This window comes from Bacillus sp. S4 (assembly GCF_040838205.1).
Classification (GTDB): domain Bacteria; phylum Bacillota; class Bacilli; order Bacillales; family Bacillaceae_G; genus Bacillus_A; species Bacillus_A cereus_U.
This window is the reverse complement of sequence record NZ_JBFPJI010000039.1, coordinates 1-18802: the sequence shown is the minus strand read 5'-3', so window position 1 is coordinate 18802 and position 18802 is coordinate 1. Positions and strand designations below refer to the sequence as shown.

Here is an 18802-nt window from a genome sequence, read left to right as displayed (position 1 = left end):
ATTATCAAAATCGTATACGAGGATATACTTTTCTTTAAAATTCCTAGTAACCATCTTATCCCATTCAGATTGTTCTAATAAAAATGCTGGATCAACAACATTGACTACTTTTTTTATATGTAAATTTTTTAAAATCTCAACACCGCTTTTTTCTCTTATACTTACACTATCTAATTTTTTAATCCGATTTTTAATCATCGAACTATCCTCATCCGAAATTACATCCACAGCAAAACTTGCAGCATATGCTGCTTTTATTTTCTCATTTGGAACAAAATCTAAATAAAAAGCAGGATCTTTTCCATTTCTACGTAATGTATTCCAAATTTGATCGCTTCCACATATATAAGCATCTGCGTTAGGTATGTTCCTCTTCAGTTCTTCATTAGATGCATATCGAGTTTTAGTTATCTTTAAATACTTACTAGTAAACTTATCAAAAGCTTTTTTTCTTTTTAACCCAGGTATTTTAGTTGGAACCCTTAGTATCAAATATACCGACTTCGTTATTAGATTTTTTCTCCATTTAGGACTATCAATACTTAACAGATTATAATGATTACCTAAATAATCTGGTTTATAATCTATTATCTCTACCTCATGACCACAATTTATTAAATATTTCATTAATCCATATGCTTGTAATGAGGCACCATGATTATATACATCATGACATGTTATAGTACATATCTTCATACTGTCATTTCCTTTCTGTTTATTTTTGTGAAAATAATGTATATAACTTTTCAATCCCCTCGCCATTGCCATACTCAATTTTAGTAGTTCTAACAGCCAAACCCTCCCTTAATTCTTTATCTTCAATAAGTCTTTTTACTCCCTCAACTATACCTTCTACCCCCATTGATGTTATCATTCCATCAATACCATCTTGGACCTGACTTTTGGCAGTCGGAAAATTTGTAATTAAAACTGGTTTCCCTAGAATTTGTGCCTCCCGAACTGTCACTGCCTTTCCTTCGTATCTAGATGGTTGTATATATATATCACTTACTTTAATATACGGATAAGGATTAATTTTCTTCCCTAATAAAAAGAATCTATCCTGAATTCTTAATTTCTCTATTAATAATTTAAGCTCTGCCTCTTGAGGACCATATCCGACAACATACCATTCAATATCATATCCTTGATCCACTAATTTTCGACACGCATGTATAGCATCATCAATACCTTTAGCATGTGAAAGTCGACCTATGGTCAACAATTTTATACGAGTAGAATCTTTCAATACTTCATTGGTAACATGTTTATAAGATTGCTTACGTACAAATTCAGGAGATATTATATTTTCAATAACCTCTACATTTTTATTAATATTAGGAAAGGCACTCATAAATGAATCCCTACAACTTTCAGAAACCGCCACAATATGATCCATCTCTTTCCACATTCTATACTCTTCACCTTTATTAAGCTTTATATTCAAATAATCCGTATGAATCCATCCTATCTTTCTTTTCGCTCGAACTTTATTTCCAATGAAATAATGCGGCCATAAAAAACTAATTGCAACATCATATTCTTCTTCTAACTTCGGTAGAAACGGCAAAGACATTTTCCATCCATATTGAATAGCCAAATATCCAGGTTCTTTACTCCTGATACATTTCCCATGTGAAGCACCTACTACTTTTGCAATTAATCTTGTTATGCCAATTGATGTGTTTTTACGCTCTTTTAATATTTGCTTAATTGATTTTCTAAAAGTAGTATATTGAGCTATTTCTGGTAATAAATTAGGTTCTTTCGGAAGTAGAGGAAGGAACTCTCCCTCATGTTTAAATAGCATCAAGTCGACATCATATTTGCTATAATCAAATTCGCTTAATAACCCAATTAAACTTCTTTCTACTCCACCAATTGCCATATCAAAAGAAGCAATCAATATTTTCTTCTTTTTCATAGTCTAATACCTCTCACAGTATATTGTTGACTTCTAATTCCCATATTATATTTTCTTTTCCCACCATAACTCTTTACTAAAATCATCTCATATAAATTTAAAATATTTAATGTCATCTGAAATACTCCTCATATTCTATTCCATATAAAGATAACCAATCCAAAACATTACTATTAACATCAAAACCTGATTTCACAATATTATTAATTATCTTTTCCCTCTCTGGCCTTTCCTTTAGTAAAGCTTTATAAATTTCGTCAGACCATTTTTCGACTTTTTCATCTAAGCCAACAAACGATATAATTCCCAAATTCATATCGACACTTTTAGGTATTGTATCTGATACTACACATGGTACACCCACACATTGCGCTTCTAATACAACCATACCAAACCCTTCAAATATTGATGGAAAAATAAAAACATCAAAAACTTTCATTAATCTTGGAATATCTTCCCTTACTCCTAAAAATCTAATATTGGTATAAACCCCTAATTTTTTCGCTTCATTTTCAATAGAATCTTTTAATGGACCATCGCCTACTAATATAGCGATAAAATTGGTATCCTTTTTTAAAATTTCTTTTAAAATCCTCAAAAGAAAACTGTGATTTTTCGATTGTGAAAAACGCCCTATATGACCAATTATTTTTGCTTCTTCTGGTATATTAAGCTCCTTTCTCAAACTATCAGTATCTCTTATATCCTCATTAGTAAATTGATTAATATCTATCGCATTTTTTATAACTTGTACCTTATCGTTCTTAATCATTTTTTCCCCAAATAAAAAACGTGCTGCTTCAACACTGCACGCACAAAAATTGGTTCCAGCATATTTAATAATGGATTGTAAAATTCTCAAAGTAATTTTCGCTGTCACCCCAGATCCTTTTGGCCAATTATTGCTATGAGAGTGACAAATCCTTCTTTTCACACTACTCATTTGTGCTGCAATCGCTGCAAATCCTCCCTGATAATCAGTATGCACATGCACAGCTACATAGCCATTATTAGAAATTATCTCTACAAGGTTCTTTATATATTTATATGGACCAACTTGTCCTAAACTAGGAATTTTATATATTTTACCCCCCATCCCTATAATTTCTTCATCAAAATCATCCGGTTCACTTCTATGCGAGACAAAATCAAATTGAACCTTGTTCTTATTTAAATTTCTATACATATTCATTAGTAAATTTTCGGTACCACCTCGATTCATTGCACTCACAATATGCAATACTCTTTTTATTCTATGAATATTATCCATCGAGACCTACCCCAATCTTAATTTTCAATTCCTTATATTAAATCTTTATTACCCTATAAAATTACTCTTATACACAACCCCTATACTAATTATGTGCTCATAAACAAAATAAATACCATAACATAATAAAATAGCATAATAGATAAGCTTTTGATCCTTTTCAGTGAATAGTTTCACCACCCAAGAAATTACTATTAACTGATATAAACTAAAATATATTGAAAATCTTGCAAAAATCCAATTTTGTGTTGAAATAAACATGAAAATGGATCCTAGTAAAGCCATATTTACAATATAATCACTCTTTGGAAACAATACCCTAAACCTTTCCCTTCCAAGATAAGCAAGTATAAGTGGTGCAATACTAACCCCAACTCTAAGAATATTTGCGCCACCTTCATGAAATTCCTTATATTGACCATATTGAGTGCCTTCTATCGTTGCAAATAGAATCTCTGTGAATTGATTAAATCCTATTACAATAAATACAGCTAATAGAAGTAGTATCAATGTTGTGCCTGACCACGCTTTTCTTCTAATTAAAAAATATATCGGTATAAGAACAAGGGCACTAGCATGAAATATTGATGCAAACAGAACAATTAAAGTATATTTTCTCCAATTTCCATCTAAAATGTATTTTATGGCAATAAACGCAATCGCTGCTGCTATATATTGTCTAATTCCATTCATGGATGTTAAGTACATACCAGACGTAATATATACATACAAACTTAATTCAATTAACCTCGAATACTTATATAAGATGAGCACGATTAACAGATTTGTTATTAATGCTGTAGTAAAAATTAGAGCTTGTGGATCATTTGTAATATGTTTCAAAATCATTTGAAACATATTAAATCCTGTATCTTTACTCTTCCAAATATATTCCCAATTAAATTCAGTAACATTATATGCATGCATATAAAAATAAGTATCCCCAATATTATTTCGAAGCCCCGCCACCAACACAAGAGATAAAGCCGCCATTAAAACCAACATCCTATTTGGCTTTATCAATATAAGACTATTAGTCACTGGTATAGCAAAATACCTTGCAAAAAATGCGAGTATGAATACGATAAAAAGATTCATCCAAAGTATAGTCATTATTATGTCCTCTCATTTACTTACTAAGTAAATCCCTATATATTTACTTCCATTCTTGTTTTCATTGTAATGTAACTATAAAGAATAATCCCCAATGGTAATGCGCAAATCGTCAGACCTTTGCATGGCGACTCTTGTATAAATCTTTTATTTCTCGCTATGAAGCTGCTGGATACATAATGTACAGCTTGCCTATACTTGAATACTCGATTAGTAAATGGTAATTTCATAAGTTCCTTACGATAAAAAGCAAAACCTCTTGGATTTTTACGATATTGATTTAGCATATTCATTGATGAACCGTCAGGCATGTATTCAACATAGCAAAGTGCTTCGTTCATTAGTAACATCTCATATTGTTGATCTAACATATAGTATTTATATGCTAATCCTACATATTTTTCATTTTTAAAAATTGGGTATGGATATTTCTTAGTCAATTCTGTGCGATAGACCAATTTTTTATCACCTGCAACACCATGTTTGTTGTAAAGATCAAAAAGCGTGGAGTATTTAAGGTCCTCTGGTAACTGTGAGCCAATTATTTGCCCATTTATATACAAGTCCAGTCCAATTATTCCACTAACTTCATCATTCCCATAACTATTCCAAAAAGAAAGGATTTTTTCTACAGCATCATCTGGCATGTAATCATCAGAATCAATACAAACGTTTAACTCCGTATCAATCATTTCATAGGCTGTATTATGAGCACCATGCATCCCTTGATTTTGTTGCCAATGATACATAATTTTGATATGTTTTTCAGCAATCCAGCTATCCACCAATTCTTTTGTGTTATCACTAGATCCATCATCTATTATTAACCATACAAAACCCTTACATGTTTGACGTTTTAAACTCTCATAACAATTTTGAAGACAATACGCTCTATTATAAGTAGGGGTGAAAATCGTTAAATTCTCCAAATTACTCACCTCGAAAGTACGGAATAAAAATCTTGGGTTAATTCTGCCGTATGCTTAATATCGTATCCTTTTTCTAATAATAATTGAGCTGATATATTCCTCGAGAAATTACTAGTTTCTAATTTTTTCATTTTTTCTATCCAAGCCACTTTATCCGTTAGAGGCAAATGTTCAACTAAATTCATTCCCAAATCCACTTCTTTCGTAATAGTATCCGATATGATACAAGGTAAACCAACCCCTTGCGCTTCTACAAGTGTGACTGGTAATCCCTCATGAATAGATGGAAAAACAAATGCATCAAATGCTTGAAGTATACGTTCTATATCACCTCGTACCCCAAGAAATATTATATTCTTCTCTATATTCAAATCTTTTACTTTTTTTTCAATTTCCATGCGAAGCGGCCCTTCACCAGCTAATAACAGTATTGAATTTGGCCGGAATTGAGTTAACTGAGCAAATAAATCTATAAGATAGGTATGATTTTTTTGATAAGCGAATCTTCCGACATGACCTATAACAAAAGCTTCCTGTTCAATTTGTAATTCCTTTCTTACTTGTTTTCTTATTTCAGGACGGAACAAAAATCTATCACAATCAATTCCATTTTTTAAGATTTTGGCTGTATCAGCTTTATCTGCAAATAACCATCTCGCAGCAGCATTTGAACATGCTAACAAATGTGTTGCACATGTAGATATAGATTTTCCTGCATGCCATTTATAGATTTTTGCCGCAATTCCTCCCTCACTACTAGTATTATGACTGTGAGCAATCCTAACCGGTATTCCCGCCTTCTTAGCAGAACGAAGTACAAATCCGCTCATTTTATCCATGTGTGAATGTACAATTCTATATTCTTGATGAGAGGTAAAGAAAGCATCCAGTGCCTTTATATATCCTCTATGTCCAACGTTTGTGGTATATGGAATTCTATGAATTTCCCCGCCTAACTTTACTATTTCTTCATCAAACACTCCTTCTTTACACGTTAAAAAATCAAATTGAACTTTGGAACGATCTATATTGCGATATAAATTCATAATTAGTGTTTCGGCGCCGCCTCTATTCATATTTACGACTACGTGTAATACTCTTAATGGAGTACCCACCTTAACTCCTCCATTTCACCCATGAATGTTGTATAAATTTCTTGTTTCTCTTTTAACACTTCATTGACTGAATATTGATTTTTAATACTAGTACATCCATACTGCCCCATCTGAGCTAATACTTTAGGATTTATAGAAATACCCTTTATCCTGTCAGCCATGGCTTTTATATCATCACGATCTACAATCCAACCATTTTTATTATTAATAATCAATTCCCTATGTCCCCGGTTATCAGTAGCTACCACCGGAAGCCCACAAGCCATAGCTTCCATAATATTAACTGGTAAACCTTCCCGGTAACTCGATGCAACTGCAAGATCACACATCTGTAGCAAAGAGGCTATATCATTTCTATAACCAAGAAAGTGCACCATATTACTCACGCCTAGTTGAGTCGCTATTTTTTCACACTCTTTCATTAACGGCCCTTCACCAGCAAGCAAAAGCTTTGCATGCGGAATTTCATTTTTCAATTGTGCTAATACACGAATTAAAAAACTTTGATTTTTATTCTTATTAAATTCAGCAGCATAAAACATTACAAAATCTTGTGGATTATAGCCAATTTGTAGCTTTAATTCTTGCTTTTCCGTTTCAGTTACAGGGGTAAATCGTTCTATATCTACCCCTACACCATGAACGAGTTTAATATCTTTCGCTTGAAAACGATGTTTAACTGCTAAATTGTAATCTTCTTGGTTAATTGTTATGAGACAATCTGTAGTAGTAGCTAAACTTCTTTCGATTGGATAGTATAAAAGCCAATTTATAAACGGCGATCCTTTGCAAAAGTGAAATCCATGCGCCGTATATATTACTTTCGTCCCTTCCCTCCGTGCTTTCCGAGCAGCTAGACGAGTAATGACCCCTCCCATAGGTGTATGACAATGAATGATTTTATATTTATTTTGATGAATAATTGATTTTAGTTTTTTATATGCATGAAGGTTTTGTATGCTAAGAGGTGATCTTTGAATAGGAATATTATATTTTTGAGTTACGTACGGAAGATGTATATTCCCATTCGCTGCAACATGCACTTCCCATCCTTGGTCTGCAAACCATTTCAAATACGGTAAATGAAAAGCTTTAAAATGATAATCCACAGTTGCACAAAACAGAACTTTTTTAGACACCATCCCACGCACCCGTCTTATAATAAATTTTTGCCATTAACCTGATACTGGTATTAATAGTTTTAAAGTTTTACGCTGATTCACTAAATTTAACAATCGCTTTCTTAATTCCAGTTCATTTAAATCTGTATATTCTGAAATAAGTTTCTCTATTTCTTCTATACGAACATTCATTTCTTGCCCTACATAAATTCTCGGATGAACTTGCTTCTCATTCATTTCATCTTCTTTTAGTAATTCTTCAAAAAGTTTCTCTCCTGGACGTATACCAGTAAATTCTATTCCTATTTCATCTACAGAATTTCCTGATAATCGAATTAGATTTTTGGCAAGATCGACAATTTTCACTGGTTCTCCCATGTCTAAAACAAAAATCTCTCCACCTTTAGCTAAAGAACCAGCTTGCACTACGAGTCTTGATGCTTCCGGGATTGTCATAAAATACCGAACCATATCAGGATGAGTAACTGTAACTGGTCCACCATTTTGAATTTGCTTCTTAAATAAAGGTATTACACTCCCTCTACTTCCTAGGACATTCCCAAATCGTACAGTAACAAACTTTGTATGACTTATTTTATCTTTATGCTGAATTACCATCTCAGCTAATTTCTTCGTTGCTCCCATAACACTCGTCGGATTCACTGCTTTATCCGAAGAAATCATGACAAATGTTCCCACTCCATGCGCTCTCGCTGCCTCTGCTATATTCATAGTCCCAATCACATTATTTTTAACAGCCTCTTCAGGATTATTCTCCATTAGTGGTACATGTTTATGTGCAGCTGCATGATATACAACATTCGGAAGATGTTTGCTCATAATTAATTGCATCTTCTTTTCATCTTGTATATCTGCGATTTCAGGAATAAACGTGCCTTTCATATCTCCATATTTTCTGTTTAATTCCATTTCTATAGAATAAATACTGTTCTCCCCATGCCCTAGTAAAATCAACTTTTTTGGCCTGAATTTTGCAATTTGTCTACAAATTTCCGAACCAATCGAACCTCCTGCACCAGTAACTAAAATGACTTTGTCAGTTATATAATCTGAAATAACATCCACATCAAGTTCTACAGGATCCCGCCCTAATAAATCTTCTACTTGAACATCCCTGAATTCATTCACCGAAACTTTACCTGTTACTAAGTCTTCTAACATCGGAAGAATTTGAGTTTTCATCTGTGTTTTCAAACATTCTTTTAAAATAACATTTCGATTCCCTTTGCTTAGTGAAGGAATTGCTAAAATAATATTTTCAATATTCAGTTTTTTAACAACATACTCAATTTGATTAATACCGCCAATTACTGGAATCCCCAAAATATCAAGATTATGTTTTTTTACATTATCATCAATAAATGCGACTGGCATTAATTCGGCAGCACTATTCTTTAATAACTGTCTTGCAACCATTGTCCCGGCTGAGCCAGCACCAACAATTAAAGTTCGTTTTTTATCACCCTTTTTTACATAATAAGTATCTCTATACATTCTCCATATAAAACGCGAACCACCAATTAATAAAATATGGATCATCCAAGTTACAACTAACAATCGAAAATACATTTTTTGCATTAAAATTTGTTGCATAACCGCTGTAGTGATAATAGAAAATGTAACAACTTTGCATATAATGAGTAATTCACCTATACTTGCATATTCCCAAGCTTTTTTGTATAACTTATAAACAAAAGCAAACAAATGATGACTTAATAATAAAGTAATAGAGCTAATAACTGATGATAAAGTGATAACACTGAAGCTAGCATTTACAAAGAAATAACTAAGAAAAATAGCCCCTAGTACAATCAGTGAGTCCATTAAAAGCAATAACGATATCCTCCGTCGATACGTCACATTACTTCCCCCTTTAATCAATTCCTTATATAACTCTTCCTAATTTATTTCAAAATTAAAGTTTCTAACTATATACTCTTTACGAAAAGCACATAGCTACAAACTTTAATAAAAATGGGCATCCAACCCTCCCTCACATTACGCTCTTGATGACTCGCATCTAAGGTTGTTTTCACAACCCACAGCATAATCGAGTGCCTCCGTTGATAGCGGTAAGGAGACATCACCACATCGTAGTCCTTTAAAAAAAAGTTCTTTATAAAGAACATTTTTATATACAAATCTTAAATTTATTTTTCTAAAGTACATTTATACTATTCATATTTTTCCATTCAAAATCGCACCTAATATCCTACTTTTCGTAAAACTTAACGCCCTTTTCGTTTCAAGCGCATCTTCGTTCACAGTACGATTATAACGGATCACCAATAATACACCTTCACACTTATCAGCCAACACACTTGTATCCGTTACTTCTAGTACAGGAGAAGAATCCAATAATATGATATCATACCGTTCCATTGCCCGTTGAACTAACATATCCATGGCACTCGAACTAAGCACTTCAGATGGATTGAATGGTATCGGTCCGCTAGTTAATACATCCAGACTTTCCATCTCTGTTTTTTTCACAGCACCCTCTAAAGTTGTTTTTCCGTTCAATATATCAGTTAATCCAATTGTATTTTCTACTCCAAACATTTCATGAATCGTTGGTGTTCGTAAATTTGCATCTATTACCAATACTTTTTCACCTTTTTGTGCTATCGAGACTGCTAAATTAACTGTAATCGTTGATTTTCCTTCACCATACCTCGGAGAAGTAATAACTATAGTTCTGCTTTTATGAATAGATGAAGATAATTGAAGGTTTGTTCGAAGCGAACGATACTGCTCCGAAATTTTCGATCTTGGAGCGGTATAAGCAATTATACTTTCTCCTTTAACTTTATTTGTTTTTCGTCTATTTTTGTAAGCCACTCCGTTCCCTCCCCCAATAATACCGTATTTTTTTTACTGAATTTGCCTTTCGCATTCTTTCTATTCATTTTAGATATTCCGCCCAAAACAGGGACATCTAACAATTGTTCAATTCGCCGTTCCGATTTGATTCTCTCATCAAGTGAATCCAATAAAAAAATGAATCCAATACTGAGCACCATTCCTATAGAGAATGCAATTAATATCGTCTTAAAGTGATTTACATTTATAGGCATAGAATTTTTTTGAACTGGGTCTTCTGGTAATATACTCACATTATTAAAATTCAGTATATTCGCTACTTCTTTCTTATAAACAGCGGCTGTAGTATTTGCAATTTTATGAGCAAGCACAGGATCTATATCCACTACATTTATTCTCATAATCTGGGACCCTTGTACACTTTCTGTACTTATTTGTCCACTTAATGCACCTGCAGATCTGTTAATATTCAATTCAGTAGCCACTTTTTCTAATATTACAGGCTCATTTACCATCGCTTTCAATGTATTCATTGTTTCAGCATTAGCTTGAACAATAACCCTTGCTGAAGAGGCATATAATGGTGTTTTTACATATATACTATACATCGCTCCCGCTACTGTTGTGAGAGTTGTAAATAACAGAATTATCCAAATTCTTTTCTGTATAATAGTAAATAGATTTTTCAAATTTATTTCCTTATCCATAACTTCCCTCCTCATTTAAAACCAATGAGCTTCAACTTGAAATTGGCATCTAAAACTTAAGAAAAAATAATATCTTCATTCTTTTAAATATACAAACATTTCTAGTTAATGCCATTTTAGTTCTTTATACAGAACGCGTCAACACAAATTATTTTCACTAAATTACTTCCTGATGATACTAAAAAAATTACGACAACATTCGTGTTTTTTCACTGTAGATAAATGACGAAAAAGCCCTAATACCGTAGTATTAGGGCTTTTTTCTCTCTTAGTATAGAGACATATATTGATCGCGTTCCCATTGGTGAACTTGCGTTCTAAAGATATCCCACTCAATCTCTTTCGCTTCGATAAAGTGCTCAAGTAAATGATCTCCTAGCGCACCGCATACTACTTCATTAGATTGTAATGTAACTAATGCTTGCGCTAATGTTGCTGGTAAGTCAACGATACCTGCTTCCTCGCGCTCTTCTTTTGTCATTACATAGATGTTACGGTCTACTGCAGCTGGTGGAGTTAATTTGTTTTTAATTCCATCAAGACCTGCTGCTAGTAAAGTTGCCATTACTAAATATGGGTTTGCAGCTGGGTCAACACTACGTACTTCTACGCGTGTACTAATACCACGAGATGCAGGGATACGTACTAACGGGCTACGGTTTTGTGCAGACCATGCTACGTAACAAGGAGCTTCGTATCCAGGTACTAAACGTTTGTAAGAGTTTACAGTTGGGTTTGCTACCGCTGTAAATGCTGGTGCATGTTTTAAAATACCCGCGATGAAGTGACGAGCATCATCACTTAATTGTAAGTCTCCGTTTTGATCGAAGAATACGTTCTCACCATTTTTAAATAATGATAAGTTACAGTGCATACCTGAACCGTTCACACCGTATAATGGTTTCGGCATAAATGTTGCATGTAAGCCATGTTTACGAGCAATTGTTTTTACAACAAGTTTGAATGTTTGAATGTCATCACATGAGCGAATTGCATTTGCATATTTAAAGTCAATTTCGTGTTGACCTGGTGCAACCTCATGGTGAGACGCTTCAATTTCAAAGCCCATTTCTTCAAGTTCAAGAACGATATCACGACGACAGTTTTCCCCTAGATCCATCGGCGCAAGGTCGAAGTATCCACCGTTATCGTTTAATTCTAATGTTGGATTTCCTTTTTCATCAACTTTAAATAGGAAGAATTCTGGCTCTGGTCCAAGATTGAAATCTGAGAATCCTAATGCTTCCATTTCTTTTAACACACGCTTTAAGTTGTTACGTGGGTCGCCATCAAATGGATCACCAGCTGCAGTGTAAATATCACAGATCAAACGAGCTACTTTACCTTTTTCAGCTGTCCAAGGGAAAATTACCCAAGTATCTAAATCTGGATATAAATACATATCAGATTCTTCAATACGTACGAAACCTTCGATAGAAGATCCATCAAACATCATTTTGTTATCAAGAGCTTTTGTTAATTGGCTCACTGGAATTTCTACGTTTTTAATTACTCCTAAAAGGTCCGTAAATTGTAAACGGATATACTTTACATTCTCTTCTTTCGCCAAACGGAAAATATCTTCTCTTGTGTACCTAGCCATTATAAATTCCTCCTTAGTCCCTCTAAACACCTTAAGAATCAGTTATCTTTAGTGAAAAAACCTTGAAATATCACCTTGTCGCAATGAAGTCCGATTAAATCTACCTGTATGTTGTAGTTCATCTCGAAGAATTTTGCGAAGCTCGGATTTTGAAATTTCTTTCGTTTCTTCTTTTACTTTCACTGCTTCTGTTTGATTTTCTTTCATTTGCAATACTTGTTTAATTCCGGCCATATTTAAGCCTTGATCTAACAAATCTTTAATTTCCAACAATTTATCTACATCGTTAAATGAAAATAATCTACGATTCCCTTTTGTACGGGTTGGAAAAATAAGATTATGCTCTTCATAGTAGCGAATTTGACGTGCAGATAATTGTGTTAAATCCATTACAATACCAATAGGAAACAGCGGAGCAGAACGTCTATCTTCTTTCATCACTTCAGTTCCTCCTTCGCCTTAACTGCTTCTCATTTTATACCACGTTATGTTTAGTGTCAATAGATGTTAGCTTTTCTTACATGGTTTTTTTATAAATTTTTTCATTCTTTTTTCTAATGGCACAAATCATTACTTTCACACGAAAAAAAGCTGTCGAAATCGACAGCTTCCCTTTAAGAAATTGTTAATAGATTTTTTTCAATTAACGCATCAATTGCAGAACAAATCGCAATTTTCACATGAGAATACGTCAATCCACCTTGTACATATGCAACATACGGAGGACGAATCGGACCATCCGCAGATAATTCGATACTTGCACCTTGAATAAATGTCCCAGCAGCCATAATTACATCATCTTCATATCCCGGCATATAGTTTGCATACGGAGTGAAATGAGAATTAATTGGAGATGCATATTGAATCGCTTGACAGAATGCAATCATACGATCTTTATCGTCAAATTGAACAGATTGAATTAAATCCGTTCTTGGTGCATTCCATGCCGGTGATGTATTCATCCCTAATTTCTCTAAAAATGCCGCCGTAAAAATAGCACCTTTCAGCGCTTGACCAGCAACATGCGGAGCCAAGAAGAACCCTTGATACATTTCTTGCAGACTGTATAAAGACGCTCCTGCTTCCGCACCGATTCCTGGAGATGTTAAACGATATGCACACGCTTCAACATACTGTTCTTTACCGACAATGTAACCACCCGTTTTAACAATTCCCCCGCCAGGATTCTTAATAAGAGAACCTGCCATTAAGTCCGCACCAACATGACATGGCTCGTTTTCTTCAATAAATTCGCCATAGCAGTTATCTACAAATACAATAACATCAGGTTTAATCTCTTTAACAAACGCAATCATCTCTTTAATTTGTGAAACTGTAAACGACGGACGAGTAGCATATCCTTTTGAACGTTGAATACCAATCATCTTCGTGTTACTACGGATCGCAGCTGCAACAGCTTCAAAGTCCACAAATCCCTCTTCAGTTAACGGAACTGCGTTATAACCAATATTATATTCTTTAAATGAGCCTACACCTTTTCCGCGCACACCAACGATTTCTTCTAACGTATCATACGGTTTCCCCGTTATGTATAGTAACTCATCTCCCGGACGTAAAATACCAAATAAAGCTGTTGAAATTGCATGAGTACCCGAAATAATTTGAGGACGAACAAGACCCGCTTCCGCTCCAAATACATCCGCATACACTTTCTCTAACGTGTCACGACCAATATCATCATACCCATAACCTGTCGTCGGAATAAAATGCGAATCACTAATTTTATGTTTACGAAAACTTTCTAGCACACGAAATTGATTACTCTCAATTACTTCATCCACACGTTTATGCACTTCTATAATTTGACTTTCTACTTCTTTTACGATTGGAGCAATTTTTTCTCCATTTTTCAAACGATCAAACATTATTATTTTCTCCTTCTTCCACTAAAAATCTCTTTAATTGCCCATTAAGCGATGAATGAGCAAATATATATCCTGTACAATCATATACAAATTTATCTTCTAGAAACTCCATTTTAGTTAATAACGTTTCCGTCTTTAAAAGCGTTAACAACCTACCTTCACTCGGAGGAATTTCCACTTGATAATCATCCATTTCTTCCTTCATCTTCATTCCTATCGCTTCTTTTATACACAGTAAATCACTTTCTTCAAAAGCACTAGTCATTAAGAAATCACTTTTCGGAAATGGAATGAAGTTTTGATGCAATTTATCTTTTTTATTATATAACGTAATAATAGGAATATGATTAATTTCAAGGTCTGACAATAATTGTTTTACTGTCTGCTCATGCCCTACATAATTAGGATCTGCTGAATCAACAACATGTAAAATAACATCCGCTTCCCCAGCTTCTTCTAACGTAGATCGAAAAGCAGCAATTAGTGACGTAGGTAAATCTTGTATAAAACCAACCGTATCAGTCAAAAGCACTGTATACCCAGAAGGTAATGGCATCTTTCTTGTCGTCGGATCTAGCGTTGCAAACAATAAGTTTTCTTCAAACGTATCAGCTTCCGTTAATCTATTAAACAACGTAGATTTCCCTGCATTTGTATACCCAATTAACGCAACTTGAAATACTTTATTATCTTTCCTTCTCTCACGATATCTTTTCCGATGTTCTACAACAACCGCAAGTTGCTTCTTTATTTCATCAATACGTGATCGAATATGACGACGGTCCGTTTCGAGCTTCGTCTCTCCCGGCCCTCTCGTACCAATTCCACCACCAAGACGTGATAAAGACAAACCTTGCCCCATAAGGCGCGGCATTGTATATTGCAACTGAGCTAACTCTACTTGAAGCTTACCCTCTCTCGATTTCGCACGTTGCGCAAAAATATCTAGTATTAACTGCGTTCGGTCAATCACTCTCGCATCTAATACTGAAGATAAATTCCGAATTTGACTTGGTGTTAACTCATTATTAAAAACAATAACAGCCGGCTCTAACTCTTCCGTCATCGCAGCAAGCTCTTCTAGTTTACCTTTTCCTATATAAGTTGCAGGATGAAACTTCGGACGCTTTTGCGTCGTTGATACTAACACTTCCGCTCGCGCAGTCTTTGCTAGCGATGCCAGTTCTTTCATGGAATGCATAAATTTTTCATCATCATCTTGCGACAATTGACAGCCAACTAATATGACTTTTTCTTTTTCTTCCATCAAATATGTTCACTCATCCTTTTCGAAATTTAAGCCTTCTAATATAATAGCAGAGGAAGCATATTTCATCTAGTTAGCGGGGGAGAAAATTCATGGCATGGGAGATTTTTAGCATCATAGGCACAATCGCCTTCGCACTAAGCGGAGCCATTGTTGCAATGGAAGAAGATTATGATATTTTCGGGGTATATATTTTAGGAATGGCAACCGCATTTGGGGGAGGTGCCCTTCGTAATTTATTAATCGGTTATCCAATCGTCGCATTTTGGCAACAAGACATGTTATTCCAAATCGCACTATTATCAATGACGATTATTTTTCTTTTTCCAAATAAATTAATTAGACATTGGAAAAAGTGGGAAAACATCACGGACGCCATCGGTTTATCAGCATTCGCTGTACAAGGAGCACTATATGCTCAAAAACTAGATTTACCAATCAGCGCTACAATCGTAGCTGCTGTTTTAACAGGCATCGGCGGCGGTATTATTCGCGACCTTTTAGCTCGCAGAAAACCTCTTGTCCTTCGAGCTGACGTATATGCGTTTTGGACGATTTTAGCAGGGTTCTTAATTGGCGCTAAAATTATCGTTAGCGATTGGGCTCTATACACCTTATTCATTTTAATTGTTTGCTTCCGCATGATTTCTATTCATTACAAATGGCATTTACCGCATAGACGTATTGATACAAAGGAACGTTCAATGCATAAATAGCGCTCTAACCTCTTTACATATCGTAAAGAGGTTTTTCTTTTCTAACGAGTTTTTCTTTACATAATGTTCATACTAACTTTTAAAGCGAGGTGAATACAAATGACAAACCATGTTAATAAAGGTGCTCAAAAAAGCTCAGTAGACCAAATTACACACGATCCTAATTCAGCACACGAAAAAAGCGCTAAAATGGAACGCTTCCATAAATCTTACCAAGAAAAAGCGAAAAAAGAGTAACGTACTTATACATCAAAAAACAGACGCACAGTTTACGTACTGTGCGTCTCCTCTTCAAGCATCAAATCCATACTTGATATCCCAATTAAATCATATTTATCATACGTATCCTCTTGTAACAATCGCATAGCTTGTGTGCGAATTGATTTTTCAACAATATTCCGTACGTATCGCCCATTACTAAATGATGTAATTTGTGACGAATACTTGACCGCATGTAAATGATCTCTAAATTTCCACTCTGCTTCTTTCGATAACTGATATTCACGCTCTTCATACATTCTCTTTCCAATTTCCAACAACTGATTTACCGAGTAATCCGCAAATTCAATAATAAACGGAAAACGAGATTGTAATCCTGGATTTAATGAAAGAAAATGATTCATCTCTCTTGAATATCCAGCTAAAATTAATACAAAACCGTGCTGCTTATCTTCCATATGCTTCACAAGTGTATCAATAGCTTCCTTCCCAAAATCCTTCTCTCCACCCCGCGCTAATGAATACGCCTCATCAATAAATAAAATCCCTCCCATAGCCTTCTTTATTAAATCTCTTGTCTTCTGCGCTGTATGACCGATATACTCACCTACAAGATCAGCACGTTCAGCTTCAACTAAATGCCCCTTCGATAAAATATTCATCTCAAACAACAATTTCCCTATCATTCTAGCAACGGTTGTCTTCCCAGTACCCGGATTCCCCCTAAATAACATGTGAAGCACTTGCTTCTCAGACTTCAACCCCACCTCTTGCCTTTTTTTGTTTACATAAATCCAAGCATAAATTTCTTTTATTATCTTTTTTATATCATCCATCCCAACAAGTTTTCCCATCTCTTCTTCAATTCTCTGCAACATCTCATGTTTAGTAGTGGTTTCACTTGAAATTACCGTTTTATTTTCTGGTGCCGGTAACGAAATTTTCTTTCGATGGTTTAATACAATATTAATTTGATTGTTATTTTTCTTACGCATCGATTGTTCCATACATTCACCTCATTTTATCCACTCACCAAATATTATTATTCCAGTCCCTCTTGCAAATGCCTATTTTCAGAAAAGTTTGCTATAATATAAGAAATAATCAAGGTGGTGGGACTATGGAAACAACGGAATTCCATGATACAATACAAGCCTTTTCTATTTTTTTATTGAATAAAGGCCGAAAGTCTTCAACCATTAAACGTTATGTTTATGACATTGAAGATTTTGGACATTGGTTAGAAAAAAACAAAAAGCTCCCTTCCAGTAATATATGGGCAACACTTTGTACAAAAGACTATGAAGATTACTTTTCAGACTTAAAAAAGAATCGACACTACTCTGAGAAAACAATGCATCGTGTATTTATTGTATTAAATAGAATGCATCATTTTCTTAACATTCCAAATCCATTAAAGAATATGGAAATTACTATTCAACCAAACCGTGCATTGCGTAATGAAGATTTCATTTCATGCGAGGAAGAAAAAAGATTAAAGTATATAGTCACTTCATTAGAAGGACTTTCAGAAAAACAACGTCCTGTTCGTCCATTATTAATGGATCGTAATATTGCCATTTTAAGTCTATTAATCGACTACGGACTATCCTTACAAGAGCTTACAGCATTAACTATGCATCACGTTCATTTTGAAACTAATACACTTTCTATTCCGGCAACCGCAGGAGTAGAAAGAACAATCCCCTTAGCAACCGAAGACAAAAAACAACTGTACACATATTATAAAAGTATTCCAGAACCAGTTCGTCCTAAATATCATAGTAATGACCCGTTGTTTGTCGCATTCGATTTTAACCGCGGAACATACAGATGGGTATATGAAAACGACGCACCAAAAGCACTAACAGAAATCGCTATTCAAAAAATGATCCGACTTGAAGTAGCAAGAGCGAATTTACGTAAAGGCATTTCTGGACAGCATTTCCGGAACACGTTTATTTTACGCCTAATAAAAAAACAAACCCCAGAGCCAGAGATCATAAAATTAGTTGGCTTCAAATCAAAAATTTCACTAAAACGGTATTATCAATATGCTGAAAATAAAAAAAACGCCCTATAATAAGG

Annotated in this window: 18 protein-coding genes; 3 read left to right on the top strand and 15 right to left on the bottom strand. The window is 34.4% G+C overall.

Annotated features, from left to right (window positions below; all coding sequences use genetic code 11):
- The 14 genes from AB3X48_RS07400 to hflX form a co-directional block, all read right to left on the bottom strand.
- Positions 1-696, bottom strand: a 696-nt coding sequence (locus AB3X48_RS07400) for a polysaccharide pyruvyl transferase family protein (protein WP_367959191.1), incomplete at its 3' end; no start/stop codon positions are given.
- 19 nt (positions 697-715) lie between these two features.
- Positions 716-1924, bottom strand: a complete 1209-nt coding sequence (locus tag AB3X48_RS07395) for a glycosyltransferase (RefSeq protein WP_367959189.1) — start codon at positions 1922-1924, stop codon at positions 716-718.
- Between the two features lie 112 nt (positions 1925-2036).
- Positions 2037-3194 (bottom strand): glycosyltransferase family 1 protein, encoded by a 1158-nt coding sequence (locus AB3X48_RS07390; RefSeq protein ID WP_246908596.1) that lies wholly within the window; start codon positions 3192-3194, stop codon positions 2037-2039.
- 48 nt (positions 3195-3242) lie between these two features.
- Positions 3243-4307 (bottom strand): EpsG family protein, encoded by a 1065-nt coding sequence (locus AB3X48_RS07385; protein WP_246908590.1) that lies wholly within the window; start codon positions 4305-4307, stop codon positions 3243-3245.
- A 35-nt stretch (positions 4308-4342) separates the two neighbouring features.
- Positions 4343-5236, bottom strand: a complete 894-nt coding sequence (locus AB3X48_RS07380) for a glycosyltransferase family 2 protein (RefSeq protein ID WP_246908587.1) — start codon at positions 5234-5236, stop codon at positions 4343-4345.
- 5 nt (positions 5237-5241) lie between these two features.
- A complete protein-coding gene (locus tag AB3X48_RS07375; protein WP_246908585.1) occupies positions 5242-6351 on the bottom strand; it encodes a glycosyltransferase family 1 protein in 1110 nt (369 codons plus the stop codon).
- Positions 6336-7493: a glycosyltransferase family 4 protein gene (locus tag AB3X48_RS07370; protein WP_246908583.1), complete on the bottom strand. Its 1158-nt coding sequence runs from the start codon at positions 7491-7493 to the stop codon at positions 6336-6338. The genes AB3X48_RS07375 and AB3X48_RS07370 overlap by 16 nt, the downstream gene beginning before the upstream one ends.
- 33 nt (positions 7494-7526) lie before the next feature.
- Positions 7527-9353 (bottom strand): polysaccharide biosynthesis protein, encoded by a 1827-nt coding sequence (locus tag AB3X48_RS07365; protein WP_246908581.1) that lies wholly within the window; start codon positions 9351-9353, stop codon positions 7527-7529.
- A gap of 318 nt (positions 9354-9671) precedes the next feature.
- Positions 9672-10334, bottom strand: a complete 663-nt coding sequence (locus tag AB3X48_RS07360; RefSeq protein WP_246908579.1) for a CpsD/CapB family tyrosine-protein kinase — start codon at positions 10332-10334, stop codon at positions 9672-9674.
- On the bottom strand, positions 10283-11023 hold the full coding sequence (locus AB3X48_RS07355; protein WP_367959184.1) for a YveK family protein: 741 nt from the start codon (positions 11021-11023) through the stop codon (positions 10283-10285). Before AB3X48_RS07355 ends, AB3X48_RS07360 begins: the two co-directional genes overlap by 52 nt.
- A 268-nt stretch (positions 11024-11291) precedes the next feature.
- Positions 11292-12626 carry a type I glutamate--ammonia ligase gene (glnA, locus tag AB3X48_RS07350; protein WP_002111253.1) on the bottom strand — a complete coding sequence of 445 codons (1335 nt, stop codon included), beginning with the start codon at positions 12624-12626 and terminating at the stop codon, positions 11292-11294.
- A gap of 48 nt (positions 12627-12674) precedes the next feature.
- Positions 12675-13064, bottom strand: a complete 390-nt coding sequence (gene glnR, locus AB3X48_RS07345) for a transcriptional repressor GlnR (RefSeq protein ID WP_002014475.1) — start codon at positions 13062-13064, stop codon at positions 12675-12677.
- Positions 13065-13240: 176 nt separating this feature from the next.
- Positions 13241-14512, bottom strand: coding sequence for a methionine gamma-lyase family protein (locus AB3X48_RS07340; protein WP_002111255.1), 1272 nt, complete (start codon positions 14510-14512; stop codon positions 13241-13243).
- Positions 14505-15779 (bottom strand): GTPase HflX, encoded by a 1275-nt coding sequence (gene hflX, locus AB3X48_RS07335; RefSeq protein ID WP_215579374.1) that lies wholly within the window; start codon positions 15777-15779, stop codon positions 14505-14507. Before hflX ends, AB3X48_RS07340 begins: the two co-directional genes overlap by 8 nt.
- A gap of 92 nt (positions 15780-15871) precedes the next feature.
- Between hflX and AB3X48_RS07330 the strand changes: the two genes are divergently transcribed.
- Both AB3X48_RS07330 and AB3X48_RS07325 read left to right on the top strand, forming a co-directional pair.
- Positions 15872-16495 (top strand): trimeric intracellular cation channel family protein, encoded by a 624-nt coding sequence (locus AB3X48_RS07330; protein ID WP_002111257.1) that lies wholly within the window; start codon positions 15872-15874, stop codon positions 16493-16495.
- A 99-nt stretch (positions 16496-16594) separates the two neighbouring features.
- A complete protein-coding gene (locus AB3X48_RS07325) occupies positions 16595-16732 on the top strand; it encodes a hypothetical protein (RefSeq protein ID WP_002111258.1) in 138 nt (45 codons plus the stop codon).
- A gap of 32 nt (positions 16733-16764) precedes the next feature.
- Here AB3X48_RS07325 and spoVK read toward each other — a convergent pair whose 3' ends face one another.
- A complete protein-coding gene (gene spoVK / locus AB3X48_RS07320; RefSeq protein WP_078180977.1) occupies positions 16765-17721 on the bottom strand; it encodes a stage V sporulation protein K in 957 nt (318 codons plus the stop codon).
- Between the two features lie 113 nt (positions 17722-17834).
- Between spoVK and AB3X48_RS07315 the strand changes: the two genes are divergently transcribed.
- Positions 17835-18797 (top strand): tyrosine-type recombinase/integrase, encoded by a 963-nt coding sequence (locus AB3X48_RS07315; protein WP_016105898.1) that lies wholly within the window; start codon positions 17835-17837, stop codon positions 18795-18797.
- The last annotated feature ends 5 nt before the right edge of the window (positions 18798-18802 follow it).